This window comes from Spirosoma sp. 48-14 (assembly GCF_001898575.1).
In the GTDB taxonomy this organism is placed as follows: domain Bacteria; phylum Bacteroidota; class Bacteroidia; order Cytophagales; family Spirosomataceae; genus Spirosoma.
The window spans coordinates 149,779-175,797 of record NZ_MKUD01000001.1 but is presented as its reverse complement, the minus strand read 5'-3'; the positions used below and the strand labels follow the sequence as shown (position 1 = coordinate 175,797).

Annotated in this window: 17 protein-coding genes; 14 read left to right on the top strand and 3 right to left on the bottom strand. The window is 47.1% G+C overall.

Annotated elements, in window-relative coordinates; all coding sequences use genetic code 11:
* Window positions 1-5 precede the first annotated feature (5 nt).
* Window positions 6-3,290, bottom strand: coding sequence for a TonB-dependent receptor (locus tag BGO59_RS00645; protein WP_293679104.1), 3,285 nt, complete (start codon window positions 3,288-3,290; stop codon window positions 6-8).
* A 663-nt stretch (window positions 3,291-3,953) separates the two neighbouring features.
* On the opposite strand from BGO59_RS00645, the gene BGO59_RS00640 reads away from it, so the two are divergent.
* From BGO59_RS00640 to BGO59_RS00625, 4 genes are all read left to right on the top strand, one after another.
* Window positions 3,954-8,042: a two-component regulator propeller domain-containing protein gene (locus tag BGO59_RS00640; RefSeq protein ID WP_293679102.1), complete on the top strand. Its 4,089-nt coding sequence runs from the start codon at window positions 3,954-3,956 to the stop codon at window positions 8,040-8,042.
* 62 nt (window positions 8,043-8,104) lie between these two features.
* Window positions 8,105-9,118: a hypothetical protein gene (locus tag BGO59_RS00635; RefSeq protein ID WP_293679100.1), complete on the top strand. Its 1,014-nt coding sequence runs from the start codon at window positions 8,105-8,107 to the stop codon at window positions 9,116-9,118.
* A gap of 107 nt (window positions 9,119-9,225) precedes the next feature.
* Window positions 9,226-10,590, top strand: a complete 1,365-nt coding sequence (locus BGO59_RS00630; RefSeq protein ID WP_293679098.1) for an enolase C-terminal domain-like protein — start codon at window positions 9,226-9,228, stop codon at window positions 10,588-10,590.
* Window positions 10,591-10,640: 50 nt separating this feature from the next.
* Window positions 10,641-12,023, top strand: a complete 1,383-nt coding sequence (locus BGO59_RS00625) for a Gfo/Idh/MocA family oxidoreductase (RefSeq protein ID WP_293679096.1) — start codon at window positions 10,641-10,643, stop codon at window positions 12,021-12,023.
* Window positions 12,024-12,097: 74 nt separating this feature from the next.
* Here BGO59_RS00625 and BGO59_RS00620 read toward each other — a convergent pair whose 3' ends face one another.
* A complete protein-coding gene (locus tag BGO59_RS00620) occupies window positions 12,098-12,337 on the bottom strand; it encodes a hypothetical protein (protein WP_293679094.1) in 240 nt (79 codons plus the stop codon).
* Between the two features lie 303 nt (window positions 12,338-12,640).
* Here BGO59_RS00620 and BGO59_RS00615 point away from each other — a divergent pair, with 303 nt between their 5' ends.
* The 4 genes from BGO59_RS00615 to BGO59_RS00600 all read left to right on the top strand — a co-directional run bounded on the left by BGO59_RS00615 (window position 12,641) and on the right by BGO59_RS00600 (window position 18,762).
* Window positions 12,641-14,968 (top strand): mechanosensitive ion channel domain-containing protein, encoded by a 2,328-nt coding sequence (locus BGO59_RS00615; RefSeq protein WP_293679092.1) that lies wholly within the window; start codon window positions 12,641-12,643, stop codon window positions 14,966-14,968.
* 602 nt (window positions 14,969-15,570) lie between these two features.
* A complete protein-coding gene (locus BGO59_RS00610; protein WP_293679090.1) occupies window positions 15,571-16,596 on the top strand; it encodes a sensor histidine kinase in 1,026 nt (341 codons plus the stop codon).
* A gap of 319 nt (window positions 16,597-16,915) precedes the next feature.
* On the top strand, window positions 16,916-17,380 hold the full coding sequence (locus tag BGO59_RS00605) for a response regulator (protein WP_293679088.1): 465 nt from the start codon (window positions 16,916-16,918) through the stop codon (window positions 17,378-17,380).
* A gap of 230 nt (window positions 17,381-17,610) precedes the next feature.
* Window positions 17,611-18,762, top strand: a complete 1,152-nt coding sequence (locus tag BGO59_RS00600; protein ID WP_293679086.1) for an acyltransferase — start codon at window positions 17,611-17,613, stop codon at window positions 18,760-18,762.
* A 104-nt stretch (window positions 18,763-18,866) separates the two neighbouring features.
* Here the strand turns inward: BGO59_RS00600 and BGO59_RS00595 are convergent, their stop codons facing one another.
* On the bottom strand, window positions 18,867-19,523 hold the full coding sequence (locus BGO59_RS00595; RefSeq protein WP_293679084.1) for a hypothetical protein: 657 nt from the start codon (window positions 19,521-19,523) through the stop codon (window positions 18,867-18,869).
* 97 nt (window positions 19,524-19,620) lie between these two features.
* Between BGO59_RS00595 and sucD the strand changes: the two genes are divergently transcribed.
* The 6 genes from sucD (at window position 19,621) to gldL (ending at window position 26,006) form a co-directional block, all read left to right on the top strand.
* Complete coding sequence (gene sucD, locus BGO59_RS00590; RefSeq protein WP_020596822.1) at window positions 19,621-20,496, top strand: succinate--CoA ligase subunit alpha; 876 nt, start codon at window positions 19,621-19,623, stop codon at window positions 20,494-20,496.
* A gap of 27 nt (window positions 20,497-20,523) precedes the next feature.
* Window positions 20,524-21,738, top strand: coding sequence for a DUF4271 domain-containing protein (locus tag BGO59_RS00585; protein ID WP_293679078.1), 1,215 nt, complete (start codon window positions 20,524-20,526; stop codon window positions 21,736-21,738).
* Window positions 21,739-21,843: 105 nt separating this feature from the next.
* Window positions 21,844-22,626 (top strand): uroporphyrinogen-III synthase, encoded by a 783-nt coding sequence (locus BGO59_RS00580; RefSeq protein ID WP_293679076.1) that lies wholly within the window; start codon window positions 21,844-21,846, stop codon window positions 22,624-22,626.
* A gap of 171 nt (window positions 22,627-22,797) precedes the next feature.
* A complete protein-coding gene (locus tag BGO59_RS00575; protein ID WP_293679074.1) occupies window positions 22,798-23,772 on the top strand; it encodes a type IX secretion system membrane protein PorP/SprF in 975 nt (324 codons plus the stop codon).
* Between the two features lie 248 nt (window positions 23,773-24,020).
* The gene (locus BGO59_RS00570; RefSeq protein WP_293679072.1) at window positions 24,021-25,148 is read left to right on the top strand and encodes an SUMF1/EgtB/PvdO family nonheme iron enzyme; all 1,128 of its coding nucleotides are present in this window, start codon (window positions 24,021-24,023) and stop codon (window positions 25,146-25,148) included.
* A gap of 45 nt (window positions 25,149-25,193) precedes the next feature.
* A complete protein-coding gene (gene gldL, locus BGO59_RS00565; protein WP_293679070.1) occupies window positions 25,194-26,006 on the top strand; it encodes a gliding motility protein GldL in 813 nt (270 codons plus the stop codon).
* Window positions 26,007-26,019 lie beyond the last annotated feature (13 nt).

The following is a 26,019-nucleotide window of genomic DNA, read 5'->3' as shown; positions in this document are numbered from 1 at the left end:
TTCGTTTAGAAACTGACAGACAAACCGGTGTTGATGATCCGGGCTTGCGGATAGTATTGAGCGCTACCGCTGGTTGATTCAGGATCGAACAGACCTTTCATCGATGGCGAGTAGGTCGCCAGGTTCAGCCCGTTTACGTACACCCGCAGATTGTTCAGGCCGATTTTATTGGCAAACGTAGCTGGAAGGGTGTAGCCCAATTCAACGTTTTTCAGACGAATGTAGTCGGTACTTTTGAGCCAGTAGCTGGTTCCGTTGGAGAAGTATTGGTTGCTGCGGTCAACAATGCGTGGGTCGGTCGAGCTGGGGTTATCGACCGTCCAGCGGTGATCATAGCTCCATTTCAAGAAGTTACCAATCGTACCTGATTCGGTTTGCAGGAAGATCTGGCCACCTGTCGAAGCCTGTAGCAGAACGCTGAAATCAAAGTTCTTCCAGCGAAGGTTACCTGAAAAACCACCCTGGAACCGTGGTTGGTTGTTACGGTCGGCCCGAACGCGGTCGTCACCATTGATCTTGCCATCACCATTGATGTCTTTCAGCTTCATATCGCCTGGGCGTAATACGCTGGCACCTACACCGCTATAGTCAAGTTTGTTGGCATCGATGTCGGCCTGCGAAGTGAAAATACCATCATATTGGTATAGCAGGGTTCCATTGGCCTGGTTCGGATCATTTACGTTGCTCGGAATGGGCTTGCCAGTCGAACGCTGCCATTCAGGCGCACCGGGGGTTTCGTCCCAGAATGTGATTTCGTTTTTAGCATAGCCACCGTTCACGCTCACCGAGTATTTTACTTCGCCAACCTGGCCGTTGTAACCTACACGGAACTCATATCCCCGGTTGGTAACCTTCCCAATGTTGGTAGCCGGTAAGGTAGCACCCGTTGTTTGTGGGATCGACGCGCTTTTCCGCCAGAGGATGTTCGACCGTTTGTTCAGGAAGACGTCGAATTCGAAGAAAATCTTACCATTCAGGGCCGATCCTTCCAGACCAATGTCGGTGTTGTTAGCTACTTCCCAGGTCAGCGTCGTGTTGGGTACGCCGTTCTCGTAAAGCGTTTGCGCTACCTGATTGCCGATTACATAACCCCAGTTTGAGTTTACAACATCACCGTAGGCATAAGTTGGCAGGTAATCGTACTCACGCAGTGCGCCATTGAAATATACCTGGTCGTTACCCAACTGACCCCATGATGCCCGCAGTTTGAGGGAACTGATGGCAGACAGGCTTTTCTTGAAGAAGTTTTCTTCCGAAATCCGCCAGCCAGCCGATACGCCAGGGAAGAAGCCCCAACGGCTGTTGGCCGGGAACATGTACGAGCCATCATAGCGCCACAGGAATTCGGCCAGATACTTTTCTTTGTAGTTGTAAGCGGCACGACCGAAATAGCTCATCCGGGCACGTTCCCAGGCAGCGGTCGTATTGCTGTTTTTCTCGGCGCTACCACCGGCAAACAGTTGGTCGATGGCTGTCGAGGCAAAGTACTTCCGGAAAGCTGAGAAACCGTTTGAGTTCGATTGCTCTTTGGTAATACCGGCCAGCACCGTGATGGCATGATTACCGCCAAAGGTGTGATCGTAGGACAGAATACCCGATAGCAGCGAGTTGAACTGGTCGTTGGTGTACTGGTTCAGGGTTGCCTGCGCAGGACCTTTGGCTACTTTTTGCAAAAGCGGTTGGTTGTTGGCATCGTAGGTAGTATAATCCCAGCTATAGACGTACCAGGGGGTTTGCCAGGTTTTGCCTTCCTGTAGGTATTTGTCCAGGGCTACGCTACCGGTGAGTTTCAGGCCCGGTATCCAGGGGTTGGTGATGTTAACGCTGGCATTACTTTGCAGGTAATAGCGAGTGTCTTTGTCGTAACCTGTAGCACTAGTCGTAACCAGTACGGGCTGTTGTCCGTTCTCGATATCAGGAGCAGGTAACCCATTGGGCCAATAAGCAGGCTTGTTAGGATAGCCACGCATGAGCATCCGGAAAATAGCCCCTGCTCCAACGGTTGGGAAATTACGGTTCTCCTGACGACCTACTACGCCAATCACCGTGCTGATGTGTTTACTGATTTTGGCGTCCAGATTCAGACGGAAGTCGTACTGCTTGTAGCCCGTTGCCGAGTTTTTGTAGTAACCATCCTGATTCTGGTAGTTGACCGATGCCAGGTACTTGACGTTTTCACTACCTCCCGACAACTGAAGCGTATGCCGTGACTGGGGCGACCAGTTTTTCAGGGCAGCGCCAAACCAGTCGGTATTCGGATACTTCCAGGGATCGGAGCCATCCTGATACTTCTTGATTTCGTCGGGTGTGTAGGCCGCCTTGGCAATGGCGCCGTTGTCGGGGCGAGTGTAGCTCCCCGTTGTATTAAAAGCGGCATTAGCGTCTTTCCAGTATTGGGCAGGCAGGTTGTATAGGTTGATCTCATTGTTCAACTGAGCATACTCAGCTGCTGAGGCCATCTTAGGAATAACTGTAGGTTGTGCCCATCCCTGGTTGAAGCTGTACGATAATTCAGGCTTACCGGTCTTACCATGCTTGGTCGTTACCAGAATAACCCCGTTAGCAGCCCGCGATCCGTAAATAGCTGCCGAAGCATCTTTCAGAACGGAAATACTCTCAATGTCGGCTGGGTTCAGTCGGTCAATACCCCCGGCCCGCGCTGGTACACCGTCGATAACAATTAAAGCATCGTTGTTTCCGAGCGAGTTTGTTCCCCGAATCCGAATCGTAGAGCCATCATAACCTGGTTCACCACTGGCGTTGGTGGCAATAACGCCCGGCATCCGTCCAGCAATCGAGTTGGTCATGTTGACTGCTGGCGATTTAACCAGATCGGTTCCTTTTACGGTGGCTACAGCACCCGTTACCGTCTCTTTCTTTTGCTCACCATACCCTACTACAACGACTTCGTTCAGCATTTTATCGTCGGAGGCCATGCTGATGTTGATCTCACTCCGGTTGTTGAGGGGTATTTCCTGACTGACAAAACCAATGTAGGAGAATACCAATGTCGAGGTTCGGCTAGGTACGTTTAATGAATAGGCACCGTCAGCAGCTGAAACCGTACCCGTCGTTGTGCCTTTGACCACAATACTTACCCCCGGCAAAGCCAGCCCCTGTGCATCAGTGACCTTTCCACTGACCTTCGTTTGGGCGAAGGCTGCGGTTGATAAAAGCAGACAAAACAGAAGCAGAGAATGAAACGCAGGTCGTAGGGTTAATGCCGCGTTCCTTTGGAAGAGACTCCTTTGTGATAAGAAGACCTTCTGGCGTGTACAAGGTTTTTGCATAAAGTTTAATTAAAAAATGGATAATGTAAACTGGTTAATTTAGCGGATAGAAAGACGGTATCGCGGTCTGTTATCAAAAGATATCAGTAGGCAGAATTGCCCTATTTGTTAAAACCTATTGGTGCTATTTGCGAGTAATGATTCATGCAACTTTCGCACAGATGCGAATGGATGTGGTCTAACCAGAAGTAGAATAGATAGTTGTCAGAGCTAATTTTACTCAACAAGGTTTGTTTTGCTATTGAAATGATCGTATTGCAAAAATATGTTGGCAAAACACAATTAATGGGGGGGAGATTGTTCGAAATAGGGGGGTAAATTGTTCGCTTATTCGGCTTTATAGAAATAAATTTACATTATCAGTAACATATGGCGTTTTTGTAATGGAATAATTAATTGTAGAAAAATTAGTATTATTTATTTTGTTGTTTAATACTTGTGTACAAGAATACGCTAGTTGTATACACGGGTTCGGTTTGTTGAAGGCTGAGTATTATCCCTTAAACTAATACTTCTCTGATGGTTATGAAAGGAATCTACAGTCTCCTGATTGCCACTTGTTTTTCTTTCTTTCTTAAACTGTCGGGTCAGGCTCAGCTAGTCCCGAGCTCATTTCGCTTTGAACACTTAACCGTAAATGAAGGCTTATCCCATAGTGATGCTATGGCTGTTGTACAGGACCAGCAGGGCTTTATCTGGATTGCGACGAATAAAGGGATAAATCGGTATGATGGCTACGAAATAAAGCATTATCTGCTTCCTATCGATAATGAGAACGGTCTGTCGAACAACCGGGTCAGAACGTTGCATGTAAGTCAGCAGGGCGTACTGTGGGCGGGTACTGAAGGGGGAGGGCTCAATGTGTACAATCCGAACCTGGATCGATTTGTGCGCTTAAAAGCCCAATCGATATCACCGACTAGTCTGTCATTGCTCCAGGTATTGAATCAGTCCGAAATAACGGCTCTGGCTACTGATCGTCAAGGTACAATCTGGGTAGGTACCAGGCAGCATGGCTTATTTGTGATCCAGGCCAATCAGGAAGGCCAGTTGCAGGAGTTGAGCCGGGTAAAACTGGCAAATATCGGCTCAGTACGCACCGAAATAACTGACCTAACGATTGATCTGGTTGGACACGTCTGGATTGCTACCTACAGTGAGGGGCTTTTTGTGGCTTCCATTCATCAGCCTACTGCGACAGCTATGCTCGCCAATCCATTTACCGACGCCCATATCCTGGCCCTAACGCTCGATCATGATGATGGTATGTGGATCGGCACCGATAGGCACGTTCTCTGGGTTTCGAATGATAGTCTGCGGACAAAACACCTGGCCAGACCCTATGAGCTGCCCCAAACGTTTCAGAGTATTGGCTGTCTTCATAAAGATTCGTTTGGCCGGCTTTGGGTAGGTACCGACTTTGGCCTTTCCATGGTTCCGGTTCAACTTTCGGCGGGCAATCCTCCAGTCTTTACCGATAAAGTGACGACCTATCTGCCAATGGACGCTGACCCGAATAGTATTAATTCGGGGCGGGTACATTGTATTTTTGAAGATCGGTTTCAGGTACTTTGGTTGGCAGCATCGGCAGGAGGATTAAATAAGATCGATCTGCGCCAAAAGCCGTTTGGGCATCTGAGTCGGCGATTGAGTGAGCATCCTACTCTTGCGAATAATTATATCAATGCCCTTTACAAGGAAGATGATAAAGGCTTGCTGTGGATAACCACACGAAACGGAATCTCCAGTTACGATCTGAAAGCCAAAACCTACCGGAATTATTTTGATCGGCAGTTGCCGGGCAACGTCACAGGCATGGATGTGTCCTGTATTTTCCAGGATTCAAATGGTACACTCTGGTTCAGCGCTCGGTATGATGGGTTAATTTCGATCCGTCGGCAGAATGGCCGGGAGATTATTAAAACCTTTCCACATCACGATGGCCTGTATCACTATATAGAGAGCATTACTGAAGATAAATTCGGTACGCTCTGGACGGCTTCCTTTAGTTATGGACTTACCCGCATGAACCGCGATGGTCAGATCATAGCCAGATATAGCAGCCGGAATAGTCGGCTCCCATCCGACCGCTTTACCTTTTTGCTGTACGATTCGGCCGAAAATGTGCTTTGGGCCAGTACGCAGGATGCAGGTGTGCTGAAACTACGGGTACTGCCCGATCGGCTGGAGCTACTTCAGCAATTTAATCATGATAGGCACAATCCGACCAGTTTACGGGTAAATTATGCCTGGCCTCTGCTTAAAGACCGGCGGGGAGCCATATGGGTCGGTACCATTGGGGGAGGTTTACATCAAATTGTCCGAAATCAAAACGGGCAGGAAGAGATTCGGTCCTGTGCAACCTGGCTACCCGACAGTGATGTTGAAAGTATTATCGAAGATAGTCAGGGGAATATATGGCTGGGTAGTGAAGGGCTGATTCGGGTGAACCCGGTAACGCATCAGGTCATTCGGTATAACGTTGTGGATGGCGTACAAAGTAACTCGTTTAAGGTTGGGGCTGCCTGTAAGTCGAGGGACGAAACCCTGTATTTTGGTGGTATCAACGGCATTACCTACCTCCAGCCACGGGCAATCCAGGCCAATCCATACCCACCTTTTGTGCGCATTACCGGCTTATCGATTGCCAATCAGCCAATCGGTGTGGGGCAGTCCATAAATGGCCGGGTCCTGATTCAGAAGCCACTTAACAAAGCGCAAACCCTTCAGATAAAAGCGGCTGAAAACGACTTCTCTATTTCGTTCGTTGGGTTGAACTTTGCCAACCCTAAAAAGCACCGCTACGCTTATCAATTGGTTGGCTATAACGACAACTGGGTACAACTCGCTCCTGGTCAGCGGACGGCTAGTTTTGCCAACCTGCCCGCCGGGAATTACACGTTTCAGGTAAAAGCTGAAAATGGCGAGGGGCAATGGACGCATCATCCGGCCGCCTTACGATTGACCATCCTGCCTCCCTGGTGGAAAACCTGGTGGGCGTACTCATTATACACGCTACTGATAAGTGGGGCATTGCTACTGGCCCGACGGGTTCTGTTGCAGCAGCAGGCCTTGAAAAATAAGATTGCTTTCGAACATTTCCAGTATGAAAAGGAGAAAGAACTTAGCGATCTGAAACTGGAGTTTTTTACCAATGTGTCGCACGAGTTACGCACGCCCCTGACGCTGATTCTGGGTCCTATGGAGGAGCTGGCGGCATCGGCCTGGAAATTCAATGGCATGAAAGATAAGGTATTGCTCGTACACCAGCAAACCCGCCGACTGCTGTCGTTAATTAATCAATTGCTGGATTTTCGTAAGATGGAATCACAGCATATACCGCTTCAGGCTGTCAGAAGCGATGCCGTTTCATTTCTGGTTGAGTTGTTTTTGATGTTCAAGCTTAAAGCGGAAGAGCAAAAAATAAAATACACTATCGATACGCTTCCGGAGCCCGTCATGCTTTACTTTGATCGGAGCAAACTCGAAGTGGCAGTTATCAATGTACTCTCTAACGCTCTAAAATATACGTCGGCGGGGCATGGCGTTCATTTGAGTATCCGCGTTGTTGGCGATATAGGGCAATCGGCTCGTTTTCAGCAGCAAAAATTACTGACTAACTACCTCGATATTACCGTCCGCGACGAAGGAATCGGTATAAAGCCAGACGAACTCAACCGTATTTTTGATTTGTATTATCAGGCGTCGCATACGGCCAATATGCGGGTAGTAGGAACAGGTATTGGCTTATCGCTGGTAAAACAGTTCATTGAACGACATGGGGGAGAAGTTTCACTGACTAGCCAGGTAGGGCAGGGGACTACCTTTGTTATCCGGCTACCTTTTGGGAAGGATCACCTGGCCGCATCCGATCTGGCCCTCGATACACAAGGGCCCGCTTTGTCGGTGCATCCTCAGCCGTTTATTGATGAGGTTACGGTAATCCCAACCGACCTGACCTCTGCCACATTACGTCTGCTGATTGTTGAGGACAACAGCGATGTAAGGCAATACATTACACATTTGTTTGCTGCCAAATTTGAGGTATTTACGGCTGTTGATGGCATCGATGGCTGGGAGCAGGCTCTGCAACTTATGCCGGATGTAATTATCAGTGACATTATGATGCCACGCAGCGATGGACTGGATCTCTGCAAAAAAATTAAACAGCACCCTAAAACACTGCATATTCCGGTCGTTCTGCTTACAGCCAGGGTAGCTGTTGTGCATGAAATTGAAGGGTTGGAAACAGGTGCCGACGAGTACATCAGTAAACCGTTCAACCCTGATTTGCTCATTGCTAAAGTGAATACGCTGGTGCATAATCGCCTGAAACTGCGCCAGTATTATCAGCAGAAAATCTTGCTGGAGCCTACCGAAGTTTTAATTCCTGATGCCGACAAAGTATTTCTGGAAACGGCCATGAGTATTGTTGAAAAGAACCTGGGCGAACCCGAGTTTTCGGTGCTGGAATTGGTCAAGGAAATGGCGATGAGTCGGTCAGTGTTTTATCGACGTATTAAAAATATTACCGGCCAGTCGGTGGTAGAATTTATCAACGATGTACGTATGAAACGGGCGGCTCAGTTGCTGGCCTCCAGTCAGCTTCGTATCTCAGAAGTATGTGCCTTGGTTGGTCTGGAAGATGTCAAGTATTTCCGAAAGTCATTCCAGCAGGTTCATGGGGTATCGCCATCCGAATATGCCCGAAAGCATAGGGTCGAACGCGACGTGCAGCCAGAAGTTTGCTGAGGACAGCATAAGTAATTCAACTGATTTTCGGCCTTTTTCCATGGAAATAGAGCCGGAATTTTATGAAGACCACTCGTTCAGTATCCGTTGCCGTACTGGTTCAATGGCCGTTTCGGCGTTACTTCGCCTTTTGTTGTTGTCTGGTCATACTATCCATCGGTATGCGTTCGGCGACCGATGTTCCTGAAACGGAAATTACCAACGGACTGGTTCGGGCGAAGCTCTACTTACCCGATGCCGAGAAGGGTTACTACCGGGGTACGCGCTTCGACTGGTCGGGGGTGGTCGCTAGCCTTGACTACAAAGGACATACGTATCATGGCAAATGGTTCGATACATACAGCCCTACACTGCATGATGCAGTCATGGGGCCCGTTGAGGAGTTTGGCCCATTGGGTTACACCCACGTAAAACCAGGTGGTACATTCGTGAAAATCGGTGTGGGGAGCCTGATTCGACCCGACGAAAAGCCGTATAATGCCTTTGCCTATTATCCAATTGCGAATCCGGGAGTCTGGGCCATAACGAAGAAGGCCGATCAGGTGCAGTTTGTTCATACCCTGGCCGACACAGCCTATGCTTATGAGTATCGGAAGACGCTGGCGCTAACCAAAAATAAACCGGCACTGGTTATTACCCATAGCCTGAAAAATATTGGAAATCGACCTATCGAAACAACGTCCTATAATCACAATTTTTTTGTCATCGATCAACAGCCGACCGGCACAGGGTACGCGATCAAATTTCCGGTGTCAGCCTTATCAACTGATGGCGGAAAAGGGGTTACGGACCGGGTTCGCTTTCAGGATGGACAGCTTGCGTACCTCAGCGATCTGACGAAAGGTGAAAGCGTTTATTATCCGAATTTGGGAAATGGGCAACCCATGCGATACAACATCACAGTCGACAATACCAAAACAGGTGCTGGTGTAACCGTAACCGGCGACCGTGATATTTCCCGTATGGTGTACTGGTCGTCGTCTACCACGGTAAGCCCTGAACCGTACGTTACAATCAAAATCGAACCAGGGCAGACGTTCAGTTGGCAAATCGCCTATCAGTATTACGTAAAATAATGTCAACACAACAACACGGAGAGAAAGCCTTATTCCTTTTTTCTCTGTGTTCACTATGATTTTGGGGTTAACCTCATTTTTTCTAAGCCTTTAACTACATCGCTAACATGAGTCAATTAGAGAAGCCGTTGGAAACCAGTCGACGAAATGCGCTAAAGTTAGCCGGATTAGGGTCGGCCGCTGGTATTCTGGGTTTGTTCGATAGTCCCAAAGCCCGAGCCGAGGTCTACGAAACCCCTGCCTATGCTAAAGGCGTGGCTCCTGTTACCATCAAAAACGTCCGGGCTATTACAACGGCACCCGGTGGCCCGAATCTGGTGATTGTGAAGGTCGAAACATCTGAACCAGGTTTGTATGGGCTTGGTTGCGCTACCTTTACCCAACGCGCTCATGTTGTGATTCCAGCCGTCAATATCTACCTGAATGAGTTTTGCGTGGGCAAAGACGTCGACAACATCGAGGATATGTGGCAGTCGGCCTATGTCAGTTCCTACTGGCGAAATGGCCCGGTGCTGAATAACGCCCTTTCCGGACTTGATCAGGCGCTCTGGGACATCAAAGGGAAGCGAGCCAACATGCCGGTTTATCAGCTTCTGGGCGGCAAGAGCCGGATTGCGGTCGATACATATACCCACGCCAGCGGCCCCACACCCGAAGCCATTGCCGATAAAGTCCAGGAATTTATGGCGATGGGTTTCCGACATGTCCGCATTCAGCAGGGAGGCTATGGGGGGGTAGGTGCTATGCAGGAGCTAAAGCCCGATTTCAAAACGGCTGGATATGGCCGCGAAACCGACGATTTCTCAGATCAGAAAACGTATCTGAAACGGGTCCCTAAGATGTTCGACATCGTGCGCAAACGATGTGGCGAAGATGTACAGCTCCTGCACGACATGCACGAGTTAACTGAGCCCATTGATGCCATCAATATGATTAAAGGTCTGGAGGAATACCGGCCCTATTTCATTGAAGACCCGTTTTCGCCCGAAAATATGAACTGGTTCAAGCAATTACGGCAGACCACGGCCGTACCTATTGCGATGGGTGAGTTGTTTAATAACATCAATGAGTTCAAGGAGCCAATGGCCAACCACCTGTTCGATTTTATTCGAATCCACATCTCACAGATTGGCGGTATTACACCTGCTATGAAAGTGGCCCGGTTGGGTGAATGGTTCAACGTGCGGACTGCCTGGCATGGGCCGGGCGATACCTCGCCGGTAGGTCACGCAGCCAATAACAATATCGACATCGCCGTCTGGAATTTTGGGATTCAGGAGTCGCAGATGTTCAGTGATAAAGTTAAGGAGGTATTTCCCGGTTGCCCGACGATCAAAAACGGGTATTATCAGATCAATGAGACACCAGGCTTAGGAATTGACATCAACGAGAAAGAAGCGGCCAAATACCCTATTGGTACTAAATCACGCTGGACGGTTCGCAAAAACGATGGTACGATTTTAAAGCCCTAAAAAAAACAACCAGTAGACCGGACAGCTTGCCATGGGTATCTACGGTCATCATGAATAAGGCTTCGCTCGGAGCGGGGTTGACGGATATGAAAACAGATTCACGCAGAGAGTTTATACGGAAATCCCTCACAGGCGCTACAGCACTGACCGTGGGAGGAGTATTATCTGGATTTAGTGCCCGGAGCTATGCTCGCATTTTAGGGGCTAATGAGCGCATACAGGTAGGGGTCATGGGCGTTAATAGCCGTGGGCTGGCACTGGCCAGTAATTACGCTCTTCAGCCGAACTGTGAGGTAATGTACATTGCTGATGTAGACTCGCGAGCAGCAGATAAGTGCATTGCAACCGTAGACGGCATACAGAAAAAGAAACCGAAAGCCCAGCCCGATTTTCGGAAAACGCTGGACGATAAGGATATGGACGCCCTGGTGATTGCAGCGCCCGACCACTGGCATGCCCCAGCCGCCATCCTGGCTTCTAAGGCGGGTAAGCATGTATATCTGGAGAAGCCCTGTAGTCATAACCCGCACGAAGGGGAACTGCTGGTTGCGGTTGCTGCAAAGTACAGGAATGTAATCCAGATGGGTAATCAGCGTCGGACCTGGCCTAATGTGGCTGCGGCTATCGCTGAAGTTAAAAACGGAGCTATTGGTCGACCTTATTTTGCCAAAGGGTGGTATACAAATAACCGCCCATCTATGGGTATTGGTAAAGAGGTAGCCGTTCCGTCCTGGCTCGATTACGATTTGTGGCAGGGACCCGCTCCACGCATGGCCTATAAAGACAACCTGATTCACTACAACTGGCATTGGCGCTGGCACTGGGGAACGGGGGAATGCCTGAACAACGGCACCCACATGGTCGACCTGATGCGCTGGGGCCTAGGCGTCGACTATCCTACACGCGTAGTTTCGTCGGGAGGGCGCTATCGGTACAAAGATGATTGGGAAACGCCCGATACACAGGTGGTTACGCTGGAGTTTCCTAATGGTACAGCCATGACCTGGGAGGGTAGAAGCTGCAATGGCCGAACCGTTGAAGGCACTAGCGTCGGGGTGATTTTCTACGGTGAAACGGGATCTCTGCTTATTGAAAGTGGTAATTCGTACAAAATTTATGACCTGGAAAACAAGCTGGTCAGAGAAATAAAAAATGACTTACCTATTGATCCTCGCGATCGAATGAATCCATCCCAGAAACTGGATGCCTTTCATATCCAGAATTTCTTCGATGGTATAAAAAAAGGAACTCGGTTAGCGTCCGATATTGTCAGCGGGCATAAGAGTACCTTACTCTGTCAGTTGGGGAATATTGCTTATCGATCGGGTGATGCGCTCCAGATCGATTCGGCTACTGGGCACATTATCGGTAATCCTAAAGCCATGCGCTATTGGCAACGCGACTATCAAAAAGGGTGGGAGCCAACGCTATGAGCATAGCTGCGGTGTGCTATTCAAACCATGGTACATAAACCAATGGGTTCTATTCTGTGCCCCTTCTATGACCTTTAATAAGGTGGTTTCGTTAATAGACGGATTTTGCGCCGTTTATGTAGTTCATCCCGGATGAGCGCACACTTTTCATACAATTCCAGGCTGATAGCTTCCTGAAGCATAGCCTCTAACTCGTTGACAGATTTACCGACAAATTCCAGATGTTGTGTGCTGAGTGCATGAATGGGTTTTCCAAATCCATCCGTCCTGACCAAGGCCAGTGAGTTGGGTTTGGGTGTATCGTGTTGTTCCATACAATTGCTGAATTGAGGATTACAGTGCTGATAAATTACAAAAAACGGGGCTTTGTTGCTAGTAAATTGTGTAAACGACCCGATTATTTCTGCTGAGTTGTTTAGCTCTACGTCAAAACTGGTTTGGCGTCAGCGAAGCGTATATAGAAAGCGGTATGGCTGCCCTAATCGAACAGGAACCGGATAATTGCGTTAATAAAGACAATAGCATCTGGTTGAAGGAAGCCTATGATCGTCGAAACCAGGTGTCAAAAAGCGGTACTCGACGATGATTTGTAATCTATGAAGAAATCCATAAAGGGTATGAGCAGGCTAATACTGGTAAGCCTGTGTATAACAATCAGTGGGTCCATCTTGTCAGCGCAGGATACAACTCAGACGCAGGAAACAACGCCAGTTCAAACCATTCCAGACACCTTATTATTTAAGATTCAGCGGGCGCAGTCGATTATCACAGAGATACGATCTACGAATAAAAAAGGATATGGAATTGCCCGTATACGGGCAGGGTTGGCCGATGTGAAAGCGAACATTGCACCTATTTCCGCTGATTTACGAAACCACAGAAAAATCGTTGACGCTAAGAGTCTTGCCAATTATAGCCTGATTCTGAACGATGCACTGGAGCGGCTTAGGGGCTGGCGAACTGCACTGGCTAAATCGAATAATGATTTACAAAGCCAGCTCGACCAAGTTCTTGGCCTGAGCGGTGATTCGCTGCTGATTGTAGCAGCCCATGATTCGACCGAAAAGAAACTGTATGTAGGGCAGTTAACCGATATTCGATTACAGCTTCAGGAGGCTGGTACGCGTACAACCGCCCGGCTGGATACGGTAAGTCGGTTGCTGGCTGACGTGTCGGGAACTTACCTGAATGCCAGTAACTTGCAGGGTTCTATCAGCGATCGTTGGCAGAAGTCGAATGAAAATGCGTTGCTGAAGGAGTCACCTTATCTGTGGGATGCCCCGGCTACCTTCACCATTGGCAATGTACAGTCGATTTTGAAATCGAGCTATCAGGGGCAGGATAAAATTCTGAAGTACTTTTTTGCCTCAACCTGGGATAATCGGTTTTTGCTGCTGTTGCTCACCGGGTTGTTTTTTGCCTGGGTTTTTACCAACTACAAAAAAGCCAATACGGCGTTGATGGAGCCGAAGATCGGGCCGATCCAGTTCGATAACCTGATGCCGGTGCCTATCGTAGCCTCACTGATTGTTTTGCTCAATTTAACCCCACTGTTTGAGCCTGAGTCGCCTGCTATTTATATTGAAATTACCCAGTTTTTGTTGCTGGTTGTTCTGACCATTCATCTCTGGAAACGCTTTTCGAAGCATGATCTCAGCATGTGGCTGCTGAATGCTGGGCTGTATGTGTTGCTGCTGATTACGAATACCCTGATCAGCGACACCCTGTTCATGCGTCTTTGGCTCATAGTATTGAATGCGGCTTTTTTTTATATCGGTATTGTGTTCTCCAGACGATTACACCGGCGCTATCTGAGTGAACGCATGATCCGGCCAGTCGTTAAACTATACCTGGTATTGCAGGGGCTGGCTGTTTTACTGAATATTTTGGGGCGAATCAGTTTGGCTAAGTTATTCAGTATTACGGGTGTTATTGGGTTGGTTCAGATTACAGGCCTTGGCGTTTTTATTGAGGTAGTCCTTGAAGCGCTTGAGCTTCAGATTAAACTGAGCGCCTGTTCGGGGGGAGTTTTTTCACGGGTCAATGTTAACCATACCCAGCGTTCATTCAAAAAAGGATTGGTGGTGCTAGCCATTGGGGTTTGGCTGCTTGTATTTTTTATCAACCTGGGTGTTGCTGATAGTATCTACAACTTCTTCAGTCACATACTGACCCGCCCCCGCACGTTTGGGAGCATTACATTCACGCTCAGCAGCGTGCTTTCATTTGCGCTTATTATCTATCTGTCGAGTCTGTTGCAACGAAACATCGGTCTTTTCTTTGGCGAAAGTAAGCTTCCTAGTTCCGACGGGCAGGTCGACCAGGTTAGTTCAGTGCTAGCCTTGACTCGTCTGGTCGTTGTAATTGCCGGGGTATTACTGGCCTTTGCCGCGTCTGGCCTTTCGGTCGATAAGTTAACAGTAGTACTCGGCGCGCTGAGCGTCGGGATTGGGCTGGGTATGCAGAATATCGTCAGTAATTTTGTTTCGGGTATTATTCTGATCTTCGAAAAGCCTTTTCAGATTGGTGATTATATCGAAATCGCTGACAAAAAAGGGCGTATCCGCGACATTGGTATCCGATCAAGTAAAATGATAACTGTGCAGGGCTCCGAGGTTGTGATTCCTAACGGTGATCTACTATCGAATCGGCTCGTTAACTGGACTTCCAGCGATACCTATCTGAAAACGGAATTTATGCTAAAGGTAAATCTGGAAACCGATCTGAAAGCTGTTAACGACATTGTTACGAAAGCCGTGTCGCAGCAGGACGGAACGATTCAAAATCGCCCACCTGAGGTTCTGGTTACGGGCGTTGGTGGCGATAGCGTTGAATTGACTATTCGGGTCTGGATCAAAAGCATTTATAGTGAAGCCGATGTGAAAAGTAAGCTGTTGCAGCAGTTGATTCGTCAGTTTAAAGAATCCGAGATCAAACTTATGTAGGGAGTGTTTAAGTTTGGGCAGGCCCTGATCGACGACCTGCCTGAGATGATAAACAGATAAGTAGTATACCGAAGCCCCTTACAAATAGTATGGGCAGGAAAAACACAGAAATCGTAGGTGTACAGTCTGGTCAGGAAATAAGTACCCAGAGTACTATCGGCCAGCGTCAGCCAGCTTAGTATGTCGATTCAGAAAAGAGTTGCAGCAGCGCATGACAGGCTATGAAAGTTCGTAAACCGTCCTTTAAGTAACCTGTAATAGAGAAGTAATATTTATTGTATTTTAGTATGTTGTTTTGTTTGTATATTGTACGATTTCTACTGGTATCAGTCTGTTAAATCAATTCAGTACGCTTAATAAGCAAATGGGGCTTTATTAGTGTATAGCCTTGGCCAAGAGATAATTACTGATTAGTTTACCGTGCATTTCACGATTATGGTCCCTCCGCTACTAATCTCTGCCTTTTTGGTAATGGCATTATTCCGTATCCAATTCATCCTCGACGCAGCAAAAGGGGGATCGAAACTAGTGTTACCGGAGGAGGGGATTCGTAATATCCATTTGTTTCGAGCAGAGAAGCCTGTCTGGGAGGGATTGGGATCATGACCTCTGTTAAGGATACCCGTCTACGCTGGTTTGGTCCGATTGGTCTATTTATATTCGGAAATCTGTTTTTCCGATCTTCATTCTGGTTAACGTCAGAAACCAGAGCGCTCGTCCAGTCTACATTGGTTGGGCTATTCGCTGGCTGGGTTTTCTGGCAGTTGAACCGATGGGTCATTGGTGAAATACAGGAGCGGCTACCGGGACTGGAACGCACCCGGAAACGGCTGTTTATGTGGCTGTTATTGACGCCTGTGATTGTAAATACAGCGGTTTTTTCACGGTACGGTTTACACATACTGCTGGGTTCGCGACCAGCCTGGTGGCTGGGTACAGTCGATTACCTTAATTCGTTCGGCATTCAGCTGTTCTATCATGGGGTTTATTTTAGCATTTATGAAGGCTGGTATATTCTGGATCAATGGCGACACATCCATCGGGAAAAAGAGGAACTAATAAAGATTCAGTGGCAAACCCGGTTCAATTCCCTGAAAAGCCAGGTCAATCCCCATTTTTTATTTAATTCCCTAAATGCCCTGTCGGCCCTGATCGAAGAATCGCCGGTACAGGCGAGCCAGTTTGTCGATGAACTGTCCAGTATGTATCGGTATCTGCTCCAGGCCAATGAGCGCGAACTGGTTTTATTGAGTACCGAACTAACCTTTATCGAGTCGTATGCGCATCTGCTGCAAACACGACATGGAGACGGCCTTTCGATTCGAACACAGGTGCCGCATAATTATTTAGACCATTCCATCCCTCCTCTGACGCTTCAACTGCTGGTCGAAAATGCTGTAAAACACAACGTGGTGCTTGCCAGCCGCCCTTTATTGATCGAAATCGATACTACCCTAAACGGCCATCTGCGGGTGCGTAATAACCTTCAACGTAAAAACGCACGGAATGCCAGCAATGGCGTTGGATTAGCCAACATCTCAGCCAAATACCGAATGCTGACGCAGACCGAAATTGAAATTCGCGAGGAAGAGGAGTACTTTACAGTCTTATTGCCTCTGTTGCCTTAGCCTTTAGGTAAGTCAGTCAAGCAGAGCCGAATTCTACAAACGTATCCGAAGTAGCGTAGCTAACGAGAGCCAGATAAGTGGCCAGGGGAATGGCGTAATGTATTCCGTATGAGCACCCAATGGTAACCGTTTGGGGAGTTAAGCTATAAGCTAGTGAACGCCAGTTTATTCAATTCGCGTATTGGTTAAAATTATAGAAAAAACAGGTTGAAAAGATAGGTGTACAAAAGCTGCAATCGATAGGCTATACAGAGTAGTCGTAATTAGACACTCTGGTATAACTATTTTATTTACTATTTTTGCTTTTATAAGCCTGTGTATGTTCGCTTCATTCCCGATTCTTTTAGTTGATGACGACGCTGCAATTGCTGACATTTTAAAGCGTGTTGCTGAGCGTGTTTTTCCTGAGGCTACTATAGCCCATGCCCGTGATTTTACGGAGGCTGCGGCTTTTCTTGCTAATGTAGATAAGGACGTGTTTCGACTGGTGTTGCTGGATATTGACCTCAAAACAGATTCGACAGGCTTTGATTTTTTATCCCTACTACGCGACCAATCCTATGGACAACTGGTGCCAGTCATTGTACTTTCGGCAAGTCTGGAAGAAAGTAAGGCGAGGGAGTCGTATCTGCGGGGAGCCAATGCATTTACCAACAAGCCGTTTACGTATGCTGCCTGGAAGACGTATGTTGAGCAACTACGAGCCTACTGGTATGAAACGGTAACAATCCCCCAAATTCGATTCCGGCAAGGCCCCGACTCGTTTACTCCCTCTAATTATTAATATTTATTCAATCGGCTGTATTTCAGGGGTTAATCTGACGTCTTGGGTAAGCTTAAGCAGCCTCAGGAAGATTCTCGCGCCTTGTAGAAGGCTATAGTCAATCAGGGCCGACGGTCAGGATGCTTCACTCCGGTATAATCTGAGGCTAGACAGACTTATACGCAGGTACCGGCCGCTTACTTTGCACAATATTCAGTCTTTTCAATTACGTTCTGACCGACTCATAGCCAATGCAAAATGATGGAACGCTTGCTATAGCCTTTGCCGACACAAAACCTCATTATAACATACTTGACGGATTTCGGGGGGTAGCAGCATTGACCGTTGTGTGTTTTCACGTTTTCGAAGCCTTTGCTACCAGTCATGTAGACCAGCGAATCAACCACGGCTATCTGGCTGTCGATTTCTTCTTTATCCTGTCGGGCTTCGTTGTCGGGTATGCCTACGATGATCGATGGGGTAGGATGACGATAAGCGATTTTATTAAACGTCGATTGATTCGTTTGCATCCTATGGTTTTGATCGGGGCTCTTATTGGAGCAGGGATGTTCTATTTTCAGGGGTGTGCTGCCTGGGATGTGTCTACTGTATCGGTATTCCGACTATTGGCAGCTATGCTTATCAACATGCTTTTAATACCGGCAAGCACCAACTCTGAAATCCGTGGTGTTGGTGAAATGTACCCTCTGAATGGGCCAAGCTGGTCGTTATTTTTTGAATATCTCGCTACTATTCTCTACGCATTCTATATCCGGACGCTTTCGACTAGGGCGCTTTCTGTAGTTGTTTTTCTGGCCGGTTGCGGGTTGGCGGCCTTTGCTATTTTGGGTCCACTTGGCGACATATGCGTTGGGTTTTCCCTCACCGAAGAAAATATAATTGGCGGCTCGCTACGGCTTTTATTTTCATTTCCGGCCGGGCTTCTCCTGGCCCGGATGTTCAAGCCTACACATGTAAAAGGAGCTTTTTGGATAGGTAGCCTGGTTATTGTTAGTGTAGCTGCCATACCCCGAGTCGGTGGCAACGACAATCTATGGCTGAATGGTGTATATGATACCGTCTGTGTTGTTTTTGTCTTTCCTATGCTGGTTTATCTGGGCGCTTCAGGAAAGACAATGGACACTGTAGCCACCCGTCTCTGCCTCTTTTTGGGCGAAATTTCGTACCCACTGTACATGGTTCATTACCCTTTCATCTATTTGTATTATGCCTGGGTAAAAAACAAAAACCTCACCTTCGAGCAATCATTACCTGGCGCTATAGCGCTTATTATTGGTTCTGTAGTATTGGCGTATGTTTGCTTAAAGCTGTATGACGAACCCGTACGAAAATTTTTAACCAAGCGCCTTTTACGAGTAAATTATCGTGGCAGAGAGAAATAATAATTAGCCTCGTTAGGCTATCGGAATTTAGTTCTTGATCTTATCAAGGTTCTGTAAATCAGGATGTAAATACTAGAAATCGCGTTAATGTATTACGTAATCAATTACCGAGTTGTATACTTTTGTTCGGAAGCTTTACCGAAGAACCATAAGGCCAGCGCTGTGACATAATGATAAAAATCGGTGGGATGAATTAAGCTGCTGAAAGCGTCGGCTTTTGTGGCCAGCCCCATAGCCATAGCCGCCAGTACGACCCACAGACCACGTTTATTGCGTTGGAGTAATGAAAACACGGCCAGTAGCATCAGCACCAAAATGCCAAGAGAAGGAATAATAGGTGTAAAAACCTGTGCGTTTGGTGATAAAAGATTAATAAACAGAAACAGGCCAAAAACGATAGTCGCGACAAACGTTAACCAGGATAAGGTGCGTTGATTAAGTAAGGCGTAAACGGCTGTTACCACGCAGGCAACCCCCAGAGAATCAGATAAAATGATCAACGAATGATGGAATGGCTCTAGCGACTCATTCCCGGCAAAATGAATAACGCCAACAAGAGCTGCCAACGAAGTGGTGAGCAAAAAAAAGCCCCATAGGAGTCGATTGTAAAGGGAAATACGCCCGAAAAAGCGCCAGAACACCCCAACGCCCGCCCCGACTAAAATGGAGCCGGAAAGGATGTGCGAAAAAATCATCACGTAATTTACGAAGTTTCGGCTACTTTTGCCCAACTTTTTACGAGATGCGAGATAAGAAGTCATACAGAGAAAAAGTATCTGAACGGCATTCGCCCTTCTTTGTATGGTTTTGCTTCTTTCCTCTAGTTAACCGTATCGCCAACGATTTCTAAAACCTATCATGTCTGTTTTAGTCAACAAAGAATCTAAAGTAATCGTCCAGGGCTTTACTGGCTCGGAAGGCAGTTTTCATGCCCAGCAGATGATCGAATATGGTACCAATGTAGTTGGTGGCGTAACGCCTGGTAAGGGTGGGCAAACGCACCTCGACCGGCCCGTGTTCAATACTGTTCAGGAGGCTGTTGATAAGGCTGGGGCTAATGTTTCGATCATTTTTGTGCCCCCAGCTTTTGCCGCCGATGCCATCATGGAAGCTGCTGAGGCTGGCATCAAAGTCATTATCTGTATTACGGAGGGCATACCGACAGAAGATATGGTCGCTGTTAAAAACTACCTGGCCGATAAGGATGTTCGGCTCATTGGGCCAAACTGTCCGGGTGTTATGACAGCCGAGGAATGCAAAGTCGGTATCATGCCTGGGTTTATTTTCAAAAAAGGCACGATCGGAATCGTATCTAAATCGGGTACGCTGACGTATGAAGCTGTCGACCAGTTGACCAAAGCGGGTTTAGGACAGTCTACGGCGATTGGTATCGGTGGGGATCCAATTATTGGAACAACTACTAAACAGGCGGTTGAACTGCTGATGAATGACCCTGAAACTGAAGCTATCGTAATGATTGGTGAAATTGGGGGTGGCATGGAAGCTGAAGCTGCTCGTTGGATTAAAGCGGATGGGAATCGTAAACCCGTAGTAGGCTTCATTGCTGGACAGACTGCACCTAAAGGTCGTCGGATGGGCCACGCTGGAGCAATTGTCGGTGGTGCCGATGATACAGCAGCCGCTAAAATGGCTATTATGCGTGAGTGTGGTATCCATGTAGTTGAATCTCCTGCCCTTATTGGCGACACAATGCTTAAGGCATTAGGCAAATAAAAGAGCGAATCGGAACGCCGAATCGGAATGAAAGAGCGAAAGAGTGAACGATTAAAAGGACGAAGGACGCATATACTGGTCATCTGTATAGCAATACTTTGTCACTCTTTCACTCTTTCGCTTTTTACATTTGGCCAGTCGCGAAATACAGGCATTGGTCCTGGTGGGAAATATTATCCCGTTCACGATTTTCACGATGACTTTCAGGTGTATGATGAGCGGGCGAAAGCATATGTCCCTTATATTGTTGAACTCCATGCGGGCCAGACAGCGCTGAGTGTATACGTTGATTTGGAAAGCAATCGGCAGTATAACCTTCTTGTGTCGACTCAGGAAGATGGCTATCTTTTTATCAATGCAGCGCTTAAACGTAGGCTCCGCCCAGGGCAGTGGCAGGTGTTGAGCATTGATAGTTTGTATCGAGTGTATCGCCAGCCCGAACTATTTCTGACTATTTATGGCGCTCCTGGTCTTCAGGATAAGCAATTATTTATTGGCTACCCTAAATCGGCTACGCAGAAGCCGGTGGTCCTGCGTGACGATAATTTAAGCGTTCGGCCACGTATTCGTACTATCTACGATAATTTTCTGGGCATGGGTTTATTATTTCTGCTGGCTACCCATGCCTTTTTATTTAGTTTTTATCATCGGGCTTTTTTACGGTTTTACAGTCTTCGTGATCTGGTTTCATTGCGGGCTCAGGAAGAATCGTTTCTCATTAACCGACCACTCAGTAGCACCAATATGTTGTTTGTGTTAAATCTGAGTTTTGTGATTGCCTATCTGATTGTGTTTGCCCAGAGCCGCAACATCGACGTATTTGCTTCCCGCGAATTGTTGTTAAGTGAGCAGCATTTTGGCTGGCTCATTGGCGAGTTTTTTCTACTGAGTGGTGTTGCATTTATGAGCCTGATTGGTAAGTATATCGCCCTGGAGATTATGGGGGGATTGTATCGACTTGAGGAGGTTGTGAATGTTCATTACTTTAAAATTTTACAATCTTCCCTATTATTTTTTACATTTCTGGCTGTGTTGCTGACCGTTATTTCCTACAATATTTCGACGGTAAACTGGCCACAAAACGCGCTCCTAATACCATTGATCGTGTTTTATGCCGCTCGGCTTGCTTTACTCTACTTTGTGATCCGTAGTCTGGACCCTATCAAGAATCTTTATTTATTTTCGTACCTTTGTATCGTTGAATTGATCCCACTCATCATTGGTTTACGTTTTGCGATCTGATGAGTGAATGTTCAGCCTGCAGTGCAACGGATAGTTAGCGAACATGTTTGCGCTATTCAGAGAAGCTGTTGACTGCCAACCGACTATTACCCGCGTAGAGATTCGATGAACGAGACGAGCATGCAATCTGCCGAAGCCCGGCTTACGAAAGTAAACCGGATGTTAGTGACCCAATCCCGACCCGCCGACGAGAAATCTCCTTATTTCGATTTAGCCAGCAAGTACAACATCCAAATCGACTTCCGCCCGTTTATTCAGATTCAGGGTGTGTCGCACAAGGATTTCCGGCGTCAGAAAATTAACATCCTGGCACACACGGCCATTATTTTTACCAGCCGTAATGCCATCGACCACTTTTTCCGGATTTGCCAGGAAGGACGAGTCGAGGTTCCGGCCGACATGAAATACTTCTGTATTTCGGAGCAAACGGCCAATTATCTCCAGAAATACATTGTTATTCGAAAGCGAAAAATATTTAATGGGACTAAAACGGCTACTGAGTTATTCGATCTGATTAAAAAGCACAAGAACGAGAAGTTTCTGTTTCCGTGCTCCAACATCCGTCGAAACGATATTCCAGAGTTTATGGATACTAGTAGCCTGCACTTCACTGAAGCGGTGATGTATGAGACGGTCCCTACCGAGCTGTCGGATCTGGATATCAAGAGTTACGACATTATTGCCTTTTTTAGTCCATCGGGCGTAAGTTCGTTATTTAGTAACTTCCCCGATTTTGACCAGAATGGTATTCGTATGGCTGCCTTTGGACCGACTACCGCTAAAGCGATTACAGATGCTGGATTGACGCTTGATATTGAAGCGCCATTGCCTAATGCACCGTCGATGACAGGAGCACTAGACCTATATCTAAAAAAGGCTAACAATTGAGAACCGTTAGCGGTTATACGAAACGAAATGCCGGAATCAGGTTAATCCCCTAATTTCCGGCATTTAGGCTTTTTTTATGGGCCAATAATTTGCGCTTACGCACGTTTACTTGTAAACTGTGATTTATTTCCCAGAGCGCTCAATGGCAGTTCTGAATTTTGCATAGGCCGTATGATTCGCACATTTTACGTTTTTGCCTTTTTATCGCTGACGATGACTGTATCAACCGTTCTGGCACAGCAGGATCCTCAGTTCAGCATGTATATGTACAACCCCCTTTATTATAACCCGGCAGCCGCTGGGTCGGAAGGGGTAACCAGAGTTCAACTTACCCATCGGACCCAGTATCTGGGATATCAAACGATAGGGAATGGAGATGGTAGTGCTGCGCAGAGTACACAGTTGCTATCATTTACAATGCCTTTGGATAAGATAAAAAGCGGTATTGGGATTTATGCAATGAATGATAAATACGGCCCATCGATCAACCAGGCAATACAGCTTTCCTATGCGTACAGGCTAGCGTTGAAAAATGGAACACTGGCGCTGGGTGTTCAGGCGGGAATGTTTAACCGAGGGTATGACTTTAACCAGTTCCGGCCAACTGACCCCGGTGATCCTTTGCTTCCAGGCGGGCGGATTAACCTGTTTAAGCCTGATGTGAGTGCTGGATTATATTATAATACAACCGACTATTGGGTAGGGGTAAGTATGACTCATTTGAATCGAGCTACATACAGCTACACAAGCGGTTATGAAACCGACCCATCCGACAGCAAAGCGTATCTATCCGCTGGATATCGACTAGGTTTTGGTTATAATATCGATATACAACCATCTGTGTTGCTACAATATAGTACCAGAGAAGGATTACCTGGATCGGTGGCTACAGTCAACATACTTGGAACCTATGATAACCGCATTTGGGCAGGTGTAGGCTATCGGGTTAAAGATGCCATTATGGCAACAGCAGGTATTAATTTAATGCGAAACAATGCATTACGGGTCGGTGCAGCATTCGATATTGTGACAAGTGGAACACAAATAAAAAGTGGAAGCTCTGTTGAAATTATTCTAGGGTACGCTTTACCCACTATCGATACGAGGAAAAAGCCAATTATCAGAACTCCTCGTTTCCGCTATTAAAGAGACAGAAAATGGCTAAAATTTAGGTTTGCAGACTATTTTGGCAGTATTCTTGTTAGGCAGTTTGCAAATAGCCACTTATTTTTGAGGGAATGGACTGATTCATACAGTACTAATTCGACTAAATCACAAGACCCATTGAGTCGGGATAGAGTTAGAAAATTATTCAGGTCCTGGTTTTACATACAATAACCAAACAGATTTTCGTTTTTAGTCTGGTCTCGCACAAGAAGAAGCAAAGTTCTACGATGATGAAGTATAATACAGTCAACGCAACCCGGATGGTGATGGTCGCAGCAGTCGTACTGCTAATGCAAGGTTGTGGCTTCCTGAAATCAAAATTTAGCAAAGGTGGCAAAGGAGGAGAAGTTGGCGTTACCAACGGGGAAATTACGGCCACAGGTCGTAAAGGCTGGAAGCAGCCAACCCCCTATGGTATGGTGCTCATTCCTTCTGGTTCGTTTATCATGGGGCAGGCCGATGAAGATGTGGCGGCTACCCAGATCAACATGAACCGTCAGGTAACAATCAGTTCGTTCTATATGGACGATGCTGAAATTTCGAACCACGAATACCGCCAGTACATTAATGCATTGTTGGCTGATTCGGTTTCGACGCTGGGCGAAGAAGAAATCATGTCGAAGTTTTATCCAGATACGACTGTCTGGAAAAATGACTTCACCTATCACAATGGTGACCCCATGCTGGAGCACTACTATGCTCACCCAGCATTCGATACATATCCGGTAGTAGGTGTAAGCTGGATTGCGGCTAACCACTTCTGTAAATGGCGTACGAATACGCTGGATGATTTCCGCACGAAAGAAGGTGGGTACAAATCATTTGGTTTCCGTCTTCCGTCAGAAGCTGAGTGGGAATGGGCTGCTCGGGGTGGTAAAAATGGAGCTAAATATCCTTGGGGGAACCCATATGTAGCCAACGGAAAAGGCTGCTATCTGGCAAACTTTAAACCCCAGCGTGGTAATTTTGATGCAGATGGCTATCCATATACGGCTCCAGCAACCGCCTACAGCCCGAACGATTACGGCCTATACAATATGGCTGGTAACGTAGCCGAATGGTGCCGGGATGCCTACGCCGAAAATACGAATGCTATTGTTTGGGATATGAACCCCGATAACCAGAATGCCGATGAGCCTCGTAAAGTTGTTCGGGGTGGTTCCTGGAAAGACATCGCCTATTATCTGGAAACGGGTACACGGTATTACGAATACGAAGATCAAAAGCGTTCTTACATTGGATTCCGTTGTATCATGGACAACCTGGAAGGACGGACAGCATCAGCTCGTGGTAGTAGGGTTGGGGGGAGTAGCAAAAGCAAGAGCAGCAAAAAATCGGCCGCAAAAAAAGTATAACTCATAACAAAGTCAATTTCCTAGTCCAACCAACAATCGCTTATCATGGCAGCAGCAAAGTCAGTAAATTTCTTTTGGGATCGTTTAGTACCAACCATTTATAGTGCCGGTGCCGCCGTCGTTATTGCCGGGGCATGGGCTAAAATTACCCACAACGAACAGTTTGGCTGGTTATTAACAGCTGGTCTTCTTACCGAAGTTGTCATCTTTGTTCTTTACGCAGTTCAGAGCTTTACCAACCCAACAACGGCGTCAAGTGATTATGCGTGGGAACGCGTGTACCCTGAGCTAGCTGATGACTTTAAAGGGGAAGCCCGTAAGCCAACGCCACAGGCCAATGGGTTGACGGCTAATATGGACCAAATGCTGGCCCAGGCAAAAGTAACGCCCGATGTATTCGAGAAACTGGGTTCTGGTTTCCGTAACCTGAATGATACTGTATCAAAGCTGTCTGATCTGACCGACGCAACAGTAGCAACCAACGATTACGCTCGTAATGTGAAGTCGGCTTCGAGTTCAATCAGCGAGATGAACAAATCCTATGGCACAGCGATCACAGCAATGAATTCGATGGCCGATGCTACCACCGATGCGAAGGATTATCGCGATCAGTTTCAGAAGGTAACTAAAAATATGGGCGCACTTAATGCTGTTTACGAACTGGAACTTCAGGATACCAGCAAACACCTGAAAGCTATGAATGCTTTCTACGGTAGTCTGACGGCAGCTATGGAAAACATGAGTGATGCCAGCCGGGATACACAGCAATTCAAAAATGAACTCGCCAAACTTACTGGCAATCTGGCCTCGCTGAATAACGTATATGGCAGCATGCTGACCGCTATGCGTGGCAACTAAAACTAGTTAGTTG

Bases quoted from the DNA above. Each gene is read 5' to 3' on its own strand.
- BGO59_RS00625 (WP_293679096.1), top strand. From the start codon at position 10,641: ATGAATAAGGCTTCGCTCGGAGCGGGGTTGACGGATATGAAAACAGAT.
- BGO59_RS00570 (WP_293679072.1), top strand. From the start codon at position 24,021: ATGATGAAGTATAATACAGTCAACGCAACCCGGATGGTGATGGTCGCA.
- BGO59_RS00620 (WP_293679094.1), bottom strand. From the start codon at position 12,337: ATGGAACAACACGATACACCCAAACCCAACTCACTGGCCTTGGTCAGG.
- BGO59_RS00635 (WP_293679100.1), top strand. From the start codon at position 8,105: ATGAAGACCACTCGTTCAGTATCCGTTGCCGTACTGGTTCAATGGCCG.
- BGO59_RS00610 (WP_293679090.1), top strand. From the start codon at position 15,571: ATGACCTCTGTTAAGGATACCCGTCTACGCTGGTTTGGTCCGATTGGT.
- BGO59_RS00645 (WP_293679104.1), bottom strand. From the start codon at position 3,290: ATGCAAAAACCTTGTACACGCCAGAAGGTCTTCTTATCACAAAGGAGT.
- BGO59_RS00630 (WP_293679098.1), top strand. From the start codon at position 9,226: ATGAGTCAATTAGAGAAGCCGTTGGAAACCAGTCGACGAAATGCGCTA.
- BGO59_RS00585 (WP_293679078.1), top strand. From the start codon at position 20,524: ATGAAAGAGCGAAAGAGTGAACGATTAAAAGGACGAAGGACGCATATA.
- BGO59_RS00640 (WP_293679102.1), top strand. From the start codon at position 3,954: ATGGCTGTTGTACAGGACCAGCAGGGCTTTATCTGGATTGCGACGAAT.
- sucD (WP_020596822.1), top strand. From the start codon at position 19,621: ATGTCTGTTTTAGTCAACAAAGAATCTAAAGTAATCGTCCAGGGCTTT.
- BGO59_RS00600 (WP_293679086.1), top strand. From the start codon at position 17,611: ATGCAAAATGATGGAACGCTTGCTATAGCCTTTGCCGACACAAAACCT.
- BGO59_RS00580 (WP_293679076.1), top strand. From the start codon at position 21,844: ATGAACGAGACGAGCATGCAATCTGCCGAAGCCCGGCTTACGAAAGTA.
- BGO59_RS00595 (WP_293679084.1), bottom strand. From the start codon at position 19,523: ATGACTTCTTATCTCGCATCTCGTAAAAAGTTGGGCAAAAGTAGCCGA.
- BGO59_RS00575 (WP_293679074.1), top strand. From the start codon at position 22,798: ATGATTCGCACATTTTACGTTTTTGCCTTTTTATCGCTGACGATGACT.
- BGO59_RS00605 (WP_293679088.1), top strand. From the start codon at position 16,916: ATGTTCGCTTCATTCCCGATTCTTTTAGTTGATGACGACGCTGCAATT.
- gldL (WP_293679070.1), top strand. From the start codon at position 25,194: ATGGCAGCAGCAAAGTCAGTAAATTTCTTTTGGGATCGTTTAGTACCA.
- BGO59_RS00615 (WP_293679092.1), top strand. From the start codon at position 12,641: ATGAGCAGGCTAATACTGGTAAGCCTGTGTATAACAATCAGTGGGTCC.